The sequence below is a fragment of the Phytomonospora endophytica genome, assembly GCF_014202425.1.
Classification (GTDB): domain Bacteria; phylum Actinomycetota; class Actinomycetes; order Mycobacteriales; family Micromonosporaceae; genus Phytomonospora; species Phytomonospora endophytica.
Map to the genome: position 1 here is coordinate 230,731 of NZ_JACHGT010000007.1, position 13,860 is coordinate 244,590.

Sequence of the window (13,860 nt, forward strand, 5' to 3'; positions counted from 1 at the left end):
AAACGGCCGCGTACCCTGGCCGGGTGACAGAGTTCGACGGTCTTCCCACATTGCGGTCTCCGGTGCTCATCGCCGCCTTCGAGGGGTGGAACGACGCGACGGGCGCTTCGGTGGAGACCATCGAGCACCTCGCGGAGCAGTGGGGCGCGAAACGGATCGGGCATCTCGACCCCGATCCGTACTACGACTTCCAGGTCAATCGCCCCACGCTGACCCGCGACGGCGACGACAAGCGCCAGATCGAGTGGCCCACGAGTCACTTCACGGCGTGCTCCCCCGACGGCAGCGAACGCGACGTCGTGCTCCTCCACGGGATCGAACCGAACATGCGCTGGGGTTCGTTCTGCGAGGACATTCTTGAGCTTTGTCACAGTCTTGAGGTCGATCAGGTGATCCTGCTCGGGGCTCTGCTGTCGGACGTGGCGTACACGCGCCCGCTGCCGGTGTCGGGTACAGCCGCCGACACGGCGATGGCGGAGCGTTTGAAGCTCACGCCCTCGGCGTACGAGGGTCCGACGGGCATCGTCGGTGTCCTGCAGGAGGCGATCGCGGTCGCGGGCCTTCCGGTGGTGTCGTTCTGGGTGCACATCCCGCACTACGCGGCGGCCTCGCCGTGCCCGAAGGCGACCCTCGCGCTGGCCAGCCGGCTCGAAGAGATCCTCGACATTCCCGTCCCGACGGGCGGCCTCGTCGAGGACACCGCCGACTGGGAGAACTCGATCGCCGAACTCGCCGGTTCCGACGCCGAGATCGCCGAGTACATCGAGTCCCTCGAACAGCAGGACGACCAGCCCTCGCCGCAGCCGAACGGCGACGAGATCGCCCGCGACTTCGAGCGCTACCTCCGCAGGCGTGGCGGACAGAGCGGCGGCGAACCCGGTACGGAGTGACCGGCCCCCGCCCTTCGGGCCGGCGTGTGCCAATTTCGGCCGTCCACAGTGCACAGTCGCACAACGGGTCCGTCTCATGACGCGCGGTCGAACCGACAATTCCTGAACCGACCCGCTCTCGCACGTTTCATGGTCACTCGCTAGGCTCGCCCGGGTCTACCCCCTCCCGGAGGCGATCTTGCACATCCTGCTGCTTGTTTCCGCGTTCAACGGCCTGAGCCAAAGAGCCTGGACCGCGCTGTGCGCCGAAGGCCACGAGGTCGACATCGCGCTCGCCGACATCGACGCCGAGGCGATCGCCGACACCGTCACCGACCTCGCGCCCGACCTGATCATCTGCCCCTTCCTGAAGCACCGTGTGCCGGAGAAGGTGTGGCGGGCCTGGCCGACGGTGATCATTCACCCCGGGCCCGTCGGGGACCGCGGACCGTCCTCGCTGGACTACGCGATCACCGACGCCGAGCCGCGGTGGGGCGTGACGGCGCTGCAGGCCGTCGAGGAGATGGACGCCGGACCGATCTGGGCGACCCGGACCTTCGGCATGCCACCGATCCCGGTACCGAAGTCGGCGCTGTACAACGGGCCGGTCGCCGACGCGGCCATGGAGTGCATCGCCGAGGTCGTCGAGAAGGCCCTCGATCCGGACTTCACGCCCGTCCCGCAGGAAGAGGCGCCCCGGGCCGTCCCACACGCCACGACCCGGCCGCTCCTCAAGCGCGACGAGCGGCTGTTCGACTGGTCGCAGCCCGCCTCGGAGATCGTCCGGCGCATCGCCGCCTCCGACTCCACCCCCGGGGTCCGCACGGAGCTCGGCGGGCTCATCGTGCACGCCTATGACGCGCACCTGGGCGGCAAGGTCGAGTCCGCCGCGCCTCCCGGCACGATCGTCGGAAAGTACGAGGACGCGGTGGCCGTCGCCGCCGGTGACGACCGCGCGGTGTGGATCGGCCGGCTCAAGCACCCCCGTAAGGAAGGCGGCAACGGCGTCAAACTGTCCGCCGCGGCCGTCCTCGGTCACGTCTCGGCTCCCCACGTCGAGGCGCCGCTGTCCCTCCGCGAGGTCGAGTACGAGCGCATCGGGCCCGTCGGGCTGCTGACGGTGCGCAGCCACAACGGCGCGATGGGCACCATCCAGTGCCGCCGTATCCTCGACGCCCTCGACTACGCCCTCGACCAGGACACCTCCGTCCTGGTCTTCAAAGGGACGCCGGAGTTCTTCTCCAACGGCATCGACCTCAACGCGATCGAGGCGGCCGAGGACCCGGCCAAGGAGGCGTGGGAGAACATCAACGCCATCAACGACGTCTGCACCGCGCTGGTCACCGACACCGGCCAGCTCACCATCGCGGCCTACACCGCGAGCGCGGGCGCGGGTGGCGCGATGCTGGGCCTGGCGGCGGATGTGGCGCTCGCCCGCGACGGGGTCGTGCTGAACCCGTACTACGACATCGGTCTGTTCGGGTCGGAGTTGCACACCTACACGCTGCCCCGCAGGGTGGGCGTGGAGCTGGCCGGTCAGCTACTGGACGACAAGCAACCGGTCGACGCCAACGCGGCCCTGCACCTGGGTCTGGTCGACGGGGTGGGGCCGCGCGATCCGGCGGCCTTCGACGAGTGGCTGATCGAGCAGGCGGAACTGTACGCGTCGCCGGAGAACTGGCGGCAGACCTATGAGGCGAAGCTGCGGTTCCTGACCAACTCGCGTCCCCCGGCCTACTACGCCGCCCGCGAGCTGGCGGAGATGGCGCAGGACATTTTCGACGACCGCTCAGGCTTCCGGGCCGCCCGGCACGCGTTCGTCAGCAAGCAGCCGCTCCAGGCCGCACACGCGGCGAGGGTGTAGACGCGGAGATGACGGCGAACGGCCGGTCCCAACCGGGACCGGCCGTTCGCCGTCGCTACCCCCTGAGTGCGGCGATGACCCACTCGAACGCCGGCACGGTCGGCTTGAACGGCGGCCATCCGTTGAGCCTGCCGAGCAGTTCCCAGTACCTCTCGACCTTGTGGCTGGTGAACGTCGCGAGCGAGTCGGCCAGGCGGACGCGGGAGTCGGCGTCAAGGTCTCCGTCGAGCAGCTCGTCGAGGAGCGCGGCGCCTTCGGGTGATCCCGGTTCGATCCCGGCCGCGATCGCCGCACCGGCCTTCTCGACGACCTGGGCGGGTTCGAACGGCACGGGCTCGGCGGGCCCGCCCATGGCGCCCGTGACCGCCATCTGGCGGGTGCGCATGCGGAAGTCCTCGTCGCCGATGAGTTCGGCGAGTTCGACCCAGGCGTCGACCTGGGCGGGGGTCGGTTCGTCCGGCAGGTCGGTCGGGAGCGCGCGCATGGACGTGGCGATGCGGGCGCCCGGCGCGTCGTCGTCGACGCCGGCGAAGGTCTCGGCGACGAAGTCGTCGATGAGGCGCTGACGTTCGGCGGCGGACAGACGGGCGAGCTTGTGCATGAGTCTCATCTCCTCGATGGTGGTGTCCCGGTGAGCGACGGTGGACAGCACCGCTCGGCGCGTCTTGAGGACGCGGATCTCGGTGTCGAGGGCGTTGACGTGGGCCGCGGCCACCTGGGCCAGGGTCGTCCGTCCCGCCACGACCTCACGGACCACGGGCAGGTCGAGACCGAGTTCGCGCAGGGTGCGCACGAGTTCGAGCCTGGCCACGGCGGCGGCGTCGTAGAGGCGGTACCCGCCGCGCGACCGGGTGGTCGGCGGAAGGACGCCCTCGTCGGACCAGAACCGGACGGTGCGAACGGGAACGCCGGCCCGGCGGGCCAACTCGCCGATCGTGTACAGCGGATTCCGGTCGGTGTCGCTCATGAGGAGAAGCCTCGGGGTTCCAGCGGGTGGAAGGTCAAAGCGATTATCCGGCTCCTGTGACCCATGGCACATGCCCTGGGCGATTATTCGAGGGTTCGGCACCGGTCTCCACTGGGTGGCGCCGACGCTTTTGGAGGACGGTATGGCGAAACACGGCGTATGGCCGCTGGTGCACACCGAGCGGGCGGCCCTCGCGGCCGACTTGGCGGAACTGGACGACGAGGCCTGGGCGACACCGTCGCTGTGCGAGGGGTTGAGCGTCCGCGAGGTGCTGGCGCACGTGACCGCGGGGGCGAGCCTGACGCCGTTGCGCTGGCTGGCGGGCGTGGTGAAGTGCCGCTTCGACTTCGACAGGCAGGTCGCGATGCGCCTGGCCGAGCAGCTCGGGGACACACCCGGTGAGACCCTCGCGCGGTTTCGTGACGTGGTCGGCAGCCGCACGAAACCTCCCCTGCCGGTGATGGCGATGCTGGGCGAGGCGGTCGTGCACGGCGAGGACATCCGGCGGCCGCTCGGCCTCGTCCGCGAGCACCCGGTCGAGACGGTGACGGCGGTCGCCGAGTTCTGCCGGGGCACCGACCAGGTGGTGCTCGCCAAGGGCCGCATCCGCGGTCTGCGCCTGACGGCGACCGACGGGCCGTTCGAGACGGGACCTGAGGACGGCGCACCGGTGACGGGTACGACGATCGCGCTGATCATGGCGATGACCGGGCGGAAGGCCTTCTGCGAGGACCTGACGGGCTCGGGAGTGGCGGTACTCCGGGAACGCTGACGGTCAGGCTGGTCCCAGCAGGACCAGGAAGCCCAGGCGCGCCGATCTCGACTCGCACGCGGGGCACGCGTCGACCCGTCGATGCGCCGGCGATCCGCGCCGCGAGCGGAACGCGAGCGCACCGTCGGGGTTCACGCCACGGAACCGCGCCCCGCACGCGCCGCAGGCGTGCGTGCGAATCTCGGCGAGCCACAACCCGGCGAGGTCGTCCTCGGTGCCCGGCCGGCGCGGCGTCAGATCGGGGACCTCCCCGTCGGAGGCCCACACGGCCACGTAGGGAAGTGCCCGGCCGAACGCCCACAGGAACGCCGGCCGGAACCGTCGCCCGAGATGGCCGGTCTCCCGGACCATCTCGGCGAGCGCTGACGGCGTCGGCTCGGTGTCGTAGACCTCGACGACACCGACCCGAGACGCGAAGCGCCTCATTCCCGCAGCGGGACCCCCAGCAACCCGTCCACGGCCGTCGTGACCAGGTCGGGCGCACCGGTGTCGTCGCCGTCGGCGGCGGCCCAGCGGTCCACGGCCGCCAGGGCGCCCGGGGTGTCGAGGTCGTCGGCGAGGCGCTCGCGTAGTTCACGGACGAGGGCGGCGCCGTCGGGGCCCGACTCGCGGCGGACACCGGCGCGCCAGGCGTGCACGCGGCGCTCGCCCTCGGTCAGCACGGCACCGGTCCACTCGCGGTCGGTGCGGTAGTGCCCCGACAGCAGTCCCAGGCGGATCGCGGAGGAGTCGACGCCGTCGGCGCGCAGGCGCGAGACGAAGACGAGGTTGCCCTTGCTCTTCGACATCTTCTCGCCGTTCCAGCCGATCATGCCGCCGTGCACGTAGTGCGAGGAGAACGGCCGGACGCCGGTGGCGGCCTCGGCGTGGGCGGCGGAGAACTCGTGGTGCGGGAAGATCAGGTCGGTGCCGCCGCCCTGGACGTCGATCTGTTCGCCGAGGTAGTTGAGGGCGATGGCGGCGCACTCGATGTGCCAGCCCGGGCGCCCGTCGCCGAGCGTCGACGGCCACGACGGTTCGCCTTCGCGCTTGCCGCGCCACAGGAGAGCGTCGAGGGGGTCGCGCTTGCCTTCGCGCTGGGGGTCGCCGCCACGCTCGGCGAAGAAGGCGAGCATCGTCTCGCGGTCGTAGTTCGACTCGTAGCCGAAGGTCGGCGAGGCGGTGACCGGGAAGTAGTGGTCGCCGGTGCCGTCACCGATGTTGTAGCCGTCGCCGGCCTCGACGAGACCCGCGATGAGCTTGGTGATCTCCGGCATCGACTCGACGGCGCCGATGTAGTGGTCGGGCGGCAGGATCCGCAGCGCCTCCATGTCCTCGCGGAACAGCGCCGTCTCGCGCATCGCCAGGACGACCCAGTCCTCGCCGTCGCGCTCGGCGCGCTCCAGGAGCGGCTCGTCGACGTCGGTGACGTTCTGGGCGTAGCGGACGGTACGGCCGTTGTCCCGCCAGACGCGGTTGACCAGGTCGAAGACGAGCATGGTCGCGGCGTGGCCGAGGTGCGTGGCGTCGTACGGGGTGATGCCGCAGACGTACATGCGGGCGACGTCGCCCGGCTCACTCGGCCGGACCCGCGCCGAGGCGGTGTCGTACAGCGCCAGCGCGACCGGTTCACCGGGCACCGGCGGGAGGAGAGGAGCCTGCCAGGAATCCATGTCCCAGAGACTAACCGCGCCGGGGCACCCGGATCTTGCGCGTACGGACGATCGTGATGGGGAGAACGCGCGGGAAAGGGCGCGGCGGACGAAACGGGCACGGCGGCGATCCGGCGACCGGCCCGGCGGATATGTCGCACGCACTGCATATCGTGTTATTCGGGGGTATTTCTCGCTCCGGCGGCGACGTTTCACACCGCCGCCCCGAGAACACCCATGCGCCTCGGCGACCAGCCCTAGATCGGCGGCCAGGGCAGCGCCGCCCGGTCCTCCGGCGGCTCCGGGAAGCGCCCGTCGGCGAGCAGCTTCGCCGCCCGCGCGTAGGTCGCGGCGAGCTCCTCGCCGGTCAGGTAGGGCGCGAAGCCCTCCGGGTCGGCCGACAGGAAGCGTTCGACGGCGTCGCCGACCTCCGCCGGCAGCGGCTCGCCCGCCCAGCCCCACAGCACCGTGCGGAGTTTCGGCTCGGTGTGGAAGCAGAGTCCGTGGTCGACGCCGAACACGCCGCCGGAGGCGTCGTGCAGGACGTGCGCGCCTTTGCGGTCGGCGTTGTTCATGACGACGTCGAGCGCCGTCATCATCGCCAGGGCCGGGTCGTCGGCGTGCGCGAGGTGGTAGGCCTCACCGTCGGGCCCACGGGCGGCGGCGATGGGGTGCCAGCCCTCCGGGACCTCGGCGGCGGGCACGAAACCGACGAGGGGCTCCCCGTCCTCCTCGATCCACAACTGGCACGCCCCCTGCCCCATCGGGCCCTCACGGAGGATCGTGGGCGGCACGAGCGGCACTCCGAACGCGCGGCTGACCCCGTAGGCGGCGGCCTCCCGCCCGGCGAGCGTGCCGTTCGGGAAGTCCCACAGGGGCTTCTCGCCCCGGATCGGCTTGTACACGCAGCGCGCGGTGCGCCCGTCGTGCTCGATCACGGCCCGCAGCGTCGCGTTCGACGCCTCGACGAGCAGCCCTTCGAGGTCGAGGGCGCCGTGCGCGAGGAGTTCGAGGTCCTCAGACGATGTCTTCATCCTCGTCCTGCCGACGGCGGTACCCGTTGCTACGGGGGCAGAGGTGACCGCCCGCGTCGAGCGGTCCGCCGCACCACGGGCACGGCGGGCGTCCGGCGGCGACGACGCTGCGGGCGCGCGTGGCGAAGGCCTTCGCGACGGCCGGGGCGATCTGGACACGCAGGCGGTCGAGGTCCTCGCTGTCGGGCTCGATCTCCTCGTCGTCGGAGAGTTCGATCATCTCGACGACGACCAGTTCGGTGTCGGAGTCCCAGCCGAGACCGATGGCGCCGACGCGGAACTCCTCCTCGATGGGTGTTTCGAGGGGTCCGTGGTCGACCGGCGCGCTGCCGGAGACGTCGGCGCCGAAGCGGCGGGAGGCCTCGGAGAGGAGTTCGTCGATGCGTTCGGCGAGCAGGCGTACCTGCCCCTTCTCCAGCACGACGCTGGTGACTCTGCCGTTGCCGCGTGCCTGGAGGAAGAAGGTGCGTTCCCCGGGCTCCCCCACCGTGCCGACGACGAAACGTTCGGGGGGCACGAATTCGAACAGCTGGCCCGTCATGGCTTAGAGCCTATCCAGCGTCGCGGCGGGCGTCTCGAAGGGCGGTGATGACGGTGATCTCAGTGGTCTGATATCGGCTCTACCGGCCGCCGCCGACGGCTCCGGCGGTGGGTTCGCCGTTGTCGGGCTCGGGATCGTCGGTGTTGCGCTCGGCGGCGACGAGGTCGCCGAGGTCGCTGCCGGTGTCGTTGAGGCGCAGCACGTAGGGGCGCTCGGGGGTGTAGCGGATGGCGGTGATGGAGGCCGTGCCGGCCGAGATCCGCTGGAACATGTCGAAGTGGACACCGAGGGCGTCGGCGACGACGGCCTTGACGATGTCGCCGTGGGTGCAGGCGAGCCAGAGCGCGTCGCGGCCGTATTCGGCGGCGATGCGGGCGTCGTGGCCGCGGACGGCGGCGACGGCGCGGGCCGCGGTGTGCGCGGCGGCGTCGCCGTTGGGGAAGACCGCGGCGGAGGGGTGCTCCTGGACGGTCTTCCAGAGCGGCTCGTGGACGAGGTCGCTGAGTTTGCGGCCCTCCCAGTCGCCGTAGCGGTACTCGGCGATGTCCTCGTCGGTCTCGACGGTGAGGCCGCGGTCGCCGAGGGCGGTGTGGATGGTCTCCAGGCAGCGCGGCAGCGGACTGCTTACGGCGGCGACCAGCGGCAGTCCGGCGAGGCGTTTGGCGGCCTCGGCGGCCTGGGCGAGTCCGGTCTCGTCGAGGGCGACGCCGGGCATGTGCCCGGCGAGGATCCCGGCGGTGTTGGCGGTGGTCCGCCCGTGTCGCAGCAACAGCACTGTCGGCATGGGGGCAACCCTACGTCGGCTGGAGCACTCCGGTGACGAGCAGTGTGATGAGCAACAGGCCCAGGCCGACGCGGTACCAGACGAAGACCATGATGCTGTGCTTCTTGATGTAGGCCAGCAGCCACTTGATCGCGAAGTAGGCGACGACGAAGCACACGATGAGGCCGATGATGATCGGCGCGGCGCCGACGCCGCCGTCGAGGGCCTCGGGAAGCTGGTAGAAGCCGGCCGCGGTGACCGCGGGCAGCGACAGGTAGAAGGACAGGTTCGCGGCGGTGGTGCGGTCGAGGTCGCGGAGCAGGCCGACCGAGATCGTCGCCCCGGAGCGGGAGATGCCCGGGATGAGCGCCAGGCACTGCGCGAAACCGATCCAGAGGGTGTCCTTGAGGGTGAGGTCCCGCTCCTTGCGCTGGTGCGTGGCGGCGTGGTCGGCGAAGGCCATCACGCCGCTCCACAGGATCAGGGAGAAGGCGACGACCCACAGGCTGCGGAACGGACCGGTGATGATCTTCTCGCCGAAGAAGCCGACGATGCCGATCGGGATCGAGCCGGCGATGACGTACCAGGTGAAGCGGTAGTCGAAGTCCTGGCGGCGGGCCGGGTTGAACAGCCCGCGGAACCAGGCGGTGACCATCCGCACCAGGTCCTTCCAGAAGTAGACGTACACCGCGGCGATCGCGCCCATCTGGACGACGGCGGTGTAGGCCGTGACGCCCTTGTCGTCGATGGGGATGCCCATGAGGCCTTCGGCGATGGTCAGGTGACCGGTCGAGGACACGGGCAGGAACTCCGTCAGGCCCTCCAGGATGCCCAGGATCACGGCCTGCCAGATAGAGATCTCCACCCGTTACTCTCCCAATCCGGCTGTGGCGGCGGCCTCGGCGACGACCCGCAGGGTGTTGACGCGTTCTTCGTGTGTGGCGGCGAAAGGCGTGATCGACAGGGTCGTCACGCCCGCCTCGGCGTAGGCGACGAGGCGGTCGGCGATCCGTGCGGGACCGCCGATCAGCGACACGCGGTCGATGAACTCGTGCGGGACGGCGGCCATCGCCTCCCGGTGCCTGCGTTCCAGGTAGAGGTCCTGGACTTTGTCCGCCGCCTCGCCGAAGCCCATGCGGTGGGCGAGGTTGTTGTAGAAGTTCTGCTTCCGGCTGCCCATGCCGCCCAGGTAGAGGGCGGTGTAGGCGCGCACCGGGTCGGCCGCCGCGACCACGTCGTCACCGACGACGACCGGCACGGTCGGGACGACGTCGAAGGCGCTCAGGTCGCGTCCGGTCCCGGCGGCACCGGCCCGCACGTGGGCGAGCTGCTCGGCGGCGTGCTCGGGCGCGAAGAACACCGCGAGCCAGCCGTCGGCGATCTCCCCGGCGAGCGCGAGGTTCTTGGGGCCGATGACGGCGAGGTAGATCGGGAGGTCCGGGCGCTCGGGCCGCATGGCGAGCTGGAGGGCCTTGCCGGGGCCGCCGGGCAGTGGGAGGGTGATGTGCTCGCCGTCGATGGCGACCTTCTCCCGTGCGAGGGCGGCGCGGACGACCTGGACGTATTCACGGGTGCGGCCGAGGGGCTTGGCGAAGGGGACGCCGTACCAGCCTTCGGAGACCTGGGGTCCGGAGACGCCGAGGCCGAGGCGGAAGCGGCCGCCGCTGAGGGCGTCGAGGGACGCGGCCGTCATGGCGGTCATGGTGGCGGCGCGGGCGGGGATCTGCATGACTCCGGCACCGACGTCGATGGTGGAGGTGTGCGCGGCGAGCCAGGTGAGCATCGTGACCGTGTCGGAGCCGTAGGCCTCCGCGGCCCAGACCACCGAATAGCCGAGACTTTCGGCCTCTTTGGTCAATGCGAGGTGGGCGGCCGGTTCGGCGGCGCTCCCCCAGTAGCCGAGGCTGAGACCGAGTCGCACGTCAAACCCCTCCTGATCGACTTTTTCAGCGGATATCCTCGCCGGTCGCGGTCGCATCAGCCTAGCCGCCGGGTTTTCGGATGCGGCGGGGCGTGCGGCACGGCTCGACATGTCCCGGTACCGTCGCTGGTCATGGAGCACAGACCGCTAGGGCGCAGCGGGATGGAGGTGTCCCGACTGGCGCTCGGCACGATGGCGTGGGGTGTGGACACCGACGCCGACGACGCCGCCGCCCAGTTGAAGGCCTTCGTCGACGCCGGGGGCACCCTCGTGGACACCGCCGACGTGTACGCCGACGGCGAGGCCGAGCAGATCCTCGGGGGGCTGCTGGGGACGGTGCTGCCGCGCGGTGACGTGATGATCGCCACGAAGGCGGGTGTGCGGACGGGGACCGACCGGCGGCGGGACACCTCGCGGGCGCATCTGCTGCGCGCCCTCGACGAGTCGCTGGCGCGTCTGGGCACCGAGCACGTGGATCTGTGGCAGCTGCATCTCTACGACCCGGACACGCCGCTGGAGGAGACGCTCTCGGCGCTGGACTACGCGGTGTCGAGCGGTCGCGCCCGCTATGTGGGCGTCTCGAACTTCTCCGGCTGGCAGACCGCGCGCGCGGCGGTGTGGCAGCAGGCGTGGCCCGGGCGTGCGCCGATCACGGCGACCCAGGTGGAGTATTCGCTGGTGCAGCGGGGTGTGGAGCGCGAGGTGATCCCCGCGTGCTCGACCCTGGGCATGGGGATGCTGACCTGGTCGCCGTTGGGGCGCGGGGTGCTCACCGGGAAGTACCGCTTCGGGCGGCCCTCCGACTCGCGGGCGGCGTCGGTGCACTTCGCGCGTTTCGTGGGCGCCTATCTCGACGACCGCTGCGCGGGCATCGTGGAGGCGGTCGCCACGGCCGCCGACGGGCTCGGCGTCTCACCGCTCGAAGTGGCGCTCGCGTGGGTGCGCGACCGCCCGGGCGTGACCTCGGCGATCCTCGGGGCACGGACGGTCGGGCAGCTCATGGGCGCGATGGCGGCCGAGAAGGTGACCCTCCCGGCCGAGATCCGCTTCGCTCTCGACGACGTCTCCGCGCCCGCGATCGGCTATCCCGAACGCCAGGCGTGAACCTGGCGTTCACCGCGCCCCGGGTGCATTATGTCCAGATGGACGACAATCAAGCGAGCGCCGACGAGTCTTCCATTGACCCGTACGAGTACGCGCCCCTGCGCATCGGCGGAGAAGTCGATCAGTTGACCGCACAGGCCCGCCTCTCGGTGGCCGCCGAATACGGCGGCTGGGAACTGGCCACCGTGCGCCGCTATCCCGGCGGGGAGCGGAAGGTCACCTTGCGCAGACGCCGGCCCCGTACGGGCGGGACGATCCTGCCCGGCCTGTCCTATTGACCGACGGCGTCAGTCCTCTTCCTCGTCGTCGGTCCGCGCCTCGCCGTGCACCGAGCGCTCGTCGAGGCGGCCGATGACGGGCTGTTCGGTGCCCATGAGGAAGGCGGAGTCCTCGGCTCCGGCGTGCACGGCGTCGAGGTCGACGGGCCCGGTGATCTCGTTGACGACGACGATCCCGTCGAGCGGGGTGAGCTCGTCGATCTCCAGTGAGGCCAGGGTGCCGCCACCCGCGTGGAGCAGTTCGAGGACGGCGTCGCCGACGCCGGTGAGCGGCGAGCCGTCGTCGTCGGGGTCGGGAACCGCCTCGCGGGCGGCCTCGGCGATGCGCAGCAGCGCGGTCTGGCTGGGCACGAAGTAGTCGCGGCGGTGCCGCACCGAGATGACGGTGGGGTTGCTGTCGGCCTCGACGAGGTCGTCGTCGCCGACATAGCCCGGCCAGCCGCCCTCCCCGTCGGTGGCCGGCAGCGGTCGCGGATCCCAGGGCGTCGCCTCGCCGTAGGCCTCGTCGATGATCTTGTCGTAGTCGAGGCTGGCGTTGTTGAGGGCCACGTAGGCGCGCCAGACGGCGGCGTCGCCGACGCGGCCCTCGGCCGCGGTGATCTCCGCCAGATGGGCCCGTGCCGCCGCGATGACTGCTTCGAGTGCGGCGGTCGCCTCCTGTGCGCGGGAGGCGGCGTCTTCAGGCATGAGCACGCTCTTTCTTTGTCCGTGGACGGTGTGACGTACGGGTGCGTGGCGAGGGGCTCAGGCGGAGAGGTGGGTGCGGTCTAGCTGTTGGAGAGGAAGCGGTCGAGGACCCGCACGCCGAACTTCAGGCCGTCGACGGGCACGCGCTCGTCGATGCCGTGGAACAGCGACGCGAAGTCGAGGTCGGCGGGGAGCTTGAGCGGCGCGAAACCGAAACCGCGGATCCCGAGGCGGTTGAAGGCCTTGGCGTCGGTGCCGCCGGACAGCATGTACGGGACCGGGCGCGCGCCCGGGTCCTCGGCGCGCAGCGCGTCGGACATCGCGTCGACGAGGGGGCCGTCGAAGGAGGTCTCCAGCGCGGGCTGGCGGTGGATGTAGTCGACCTCGACGCCGGGGCCGACGAGTTCGCGCAGCTGCCGCTCGAACTCCTTGGAGCGGCCCGGGAGGGTGCGGCAGTCGATGGTGGCCTGCGCGCGGCCGGGGATGACGTTGTCCTTGTACCCCGCGTCGAGGCGCGTCGGGTTGGCCGTGTCGCGGATCGTGGCGCCGATGATGCGCGCGATCGGGCCGAGCTTGGCGATGATCTCCTCGGGGTTCTCCAGGTCGAGTTCGACCTGGAGGATGTCGGAGACCTCTTCGAGGAACGCCCGGACGGTCGGGGTGATCACGACCGGGAACTTGTGCCGGCCGACGCGGGCGACGGCCTCGGCGAGGCGGGTGACGGCGTTGTCGTCGTGGATCATCGAGCCGTGGCCGGGGCGGCCGCTGACGCTGAGGCGGAGCCAGTCGAGTCCCTTCTCGGCGGTCTCGATGAGGTACAGGCGCAGGTCGTTGTTCATCGACACCGAGAAGCCGCCGACCTCGCCGACGGCCTCGGTGACGCCGTCGAGCAGGTCGGCGTGGTTGTCGACGATGTGGTGGGCGCCGTAGGTGCTGCCGGCCTCCTCGTCGGCGAGGAAGGCCAGGACCAGGTCGCGCGGCGGGACGCGGCCTTCGCGCTTCCACTGCCGCACGAGGGCCAGGACCATGGCGTCGAAGTCCTTCATGTCGATCGCGCCCCGGCCCCACAGGTAGCCGTCCTTCTCCTCGCCGGAGAAGGGGTGCACCGACCATTCGCTCGGGTCGGCGGGCACGACGTCGAGGTGGCCGTGGACGAGCAGCGCGTTGCGGCTCGGGTCGGCGCCCTCGTAGCGGGCGATGACGCTGGCGCGGCCGGGCGCGGACTCGGTGATGAAGGGTTCGAGGCCGACCTCGGCGAGCTTCTCGGCGACGTACTCGGCGGCGGCGCGCTCACCGGCGGAGGTGTCGTTGTCACCGGTGTTGGTCGTGTCGATCCGCAGCAGGTCCCGGCAGATGTCGACGACCTCGTCGACGGCGAGGGGGTGCGGGGGGTGGCTTTCGGCTGCGGTCATGCCCCTTTCATACCAGG

At 70.9% G+C, this 13,860-nt stretch carries 15 protein-coding genes; 5 read left to right on the forward strand and 10 right to left on the reverse strand.

The window, feature by feature from the left end; genetic code table 11:
• The first annotated feature begins 23 nt into the window (after positions 1-23).
• The gene (locus tag HNR73_RS17645; protein WP_184788585.1) at positions 24-890 is read left to right on the forward strand and encodes a PAC2 family protein; all 867 of its coding nucleotides are present in this window, start codon (positions 24-26) and stop codon (positions 888-890) included.
• Between the two features lie 178 nt (positions 891-1,068).
• Positions 1,069-2,733: an enoyl-CoA hydratase-related protein gene (locus tag HNR73_RS17650; protein ID WP_184788586.1), complete on the forward strand. Its 1,665-nt coding sequence runs from the start codon at positions 1,069-1,071 to the stop codon at positions 2,731-2,733.
• 55 nt (positions 2,734-2,788) lie between these two features.
• On the opposite strand, the gene HNR73_RS17655 is transcribed toward HNR73_RS17650, so the two are convergent.
• Positions 2,789-3,700 (reverse strand): helix-turn-helix domain-containing protein, encoded by a 912-nt coding sequence (locus HNR73_RS17655; RefSeq protein ID WP_184788587.1) that lies wholly within the window; start codon positions 3,698-3,700, stop codon positions 2,789-2,791.
• Between the two features lie 142 nt (positions 3,701-3,842).
• Here HNR73_RS17655 and HNR73_RS17660 point away from each other — a divergent pair, with 142 nt between their 5' ends.
• A complete protein-coding gene (locus HNR73_RS17660) occupies positions 3,843-4,472 on the forward strand; it encodes a maleylpyruvate isomerase family mycothiol-dependent enzyme (protein ID WP_184788588.1) in 630 nt (209 codons plus the stop codon).
• 3 nt (positions 4,473-4,475) lie between these two features.
• Here HNR73_RS17660 and HNR73_RS17665 read toward each other — a convergent pair whose 3' ends face one another.
• From HNR73_RS17665 to HNR73_RS17695, 7 genes are all read right to left on the reverse strand, one after another.
• Positions 4,476-4,898, reverse strand: a complete 423-nt coding sequence (locus HNR73_RS17665) for a hypothetical protein (protein WP_184788589.1) — start codon at positions 4,896-4,898, stop codon at positions 4,476-4,478.
• Complete coding sequence (gene mshC / locus HNR73_RS17670) at positions 4,895-6,124, reverse strand: cysteine--1-D-myo-inosityl 2-amino-2-deoxy-alpha-D-glucopyranoside ligase (protein WP_184788590.1); 1,230 nt, start codon at positions 6,122-6,124, stop codon at positions 4,895-4,897. The genes HNR73_RS17665 and mshC overlap by 4 nt, the downstream gene beginning before the upstream one ends.
• A 236-nt stretch (positions 6,125-6,360) precedes the next feature.
• Complete coding sequence (locus tag HNR73_RS17675; RefSeq protein WP_184788591.1) at positions 6,361-7,137, reverse strand: Rv2133c family protein; 777 nt, start codon at positions 7,135-7,137, stop codon at positions 6,361-6,363.
• On the reverse strand, positions 7,121-7,678 hold the full coding sequence (locus tag HNR73_RS17680; protein ID WP_184788592.1) for an Rv2134c family protein: 558 nt from the start codon (positions 7,676-7,678) through the stop codon (positions 7,121-7,123). The genes HNR73_RS17675 and HNR73_RS17680 overlap by 17 nt, the downstream gene beginning before the upstream one ends.
• A gap of 79 nt (positions 7,679-7,757) precedes the next feature.
• Positions 7,758-8,462, reverse strand: a complete 705-nt coding sequence (locus HNR73_RS17685; protein ID WP_184788593.1) for an Rv2135c family putative phosphatase — start codon at positions 8,460-8,462, stop codon at positions 7,758-7,760.
• A 10-nt stretch (positions 8,463-8,472) separates the two neighbouring features.
• Positions 8,473-9,306, reverse strand: a complete 834-nt coding sequence (locus HNR73_RS17690; RefSeq protein WP_308441957.1) for an undecaprenyl-diphosphate phosphatase — start codon at positions 9,304-9,306, stop codon at positions 8,473-8,475.
• Between the two features lie 3 nt (positions 9,307-9,309).
• Positions 9,310-10,362, reverse strand: coding sequence for an LLM class F420-dependent oxidoreductase (locus tag HNR73_RS17695; RefSeq protein WP_184788594.1), 1,053 nt, complete (start codon positions 10,360-10,362; stop codon positions 9,310-9,312).
• Between the two features lie 132 nt (positions 10,363-10,494).
• On the opposite strand from HNR73_RS17695, the gene HNR73_RS17700 reads away from it, so the two are divergent.
• Together HNR73_RS17700 and HNR73_RS17705 are read left to right on the forward strand one after the other, a co-directional pair.
• Positions 10,495-11,466 (forward strand): aldo/keto reductase, encoded by a 972-nt coding sequence (locus tag HNR73_RS17700; RefSeq protein WP_184788595.1) that lies wholly within the window; start codon positions 10,495-10,497, stop codon positions 11,464-11,466.
• 38 nt (positions 11,467-11,504) lie between these two features.
• The gene (locus tag HNR73_RS17705; protein ID WP_184788596.1) at positions 11,505-11,744 is read left to right on the forward strand and encodes a DUF5703 family protein; all 240 of its coding nucleotides are present in this window, start codon (positions 11,505-11,507) and stop codon (positions 11,742-11,744) included.
• A gap of 9 nt (positions 11,745-11,753) precedes the next feature.
• Here HNR73_RS17705 and HNR73_RS17710 read toward each other — a convergent pair whose 3' ends face one another.
• Entirely contained in the window at positions 11,754-12,431 is a 678-nt protein-coding gene (locus HNR73_RS17710) for a hypothetical protein (RefSeq protein WP_184788597.1), read from the reverse strand.
• 80 nt (positions 12,432-12,511) lie between these two features.
• The gene (locus tag HNR73_RS17715; RefSeq protein WP_184788598.1) at positions 12,512-13,843 is read right to left on the reverse strand and encodes a M20/M25/M40 family metallo-hydrolase; all 1,332 of its coding nucleotides are present in this window, start codon (positions 13,841-13,843) and stop codon (positions 12,512-12,514) included.
• Positions 13,844-13,860 lie beyond the last annotated feature (17 nt).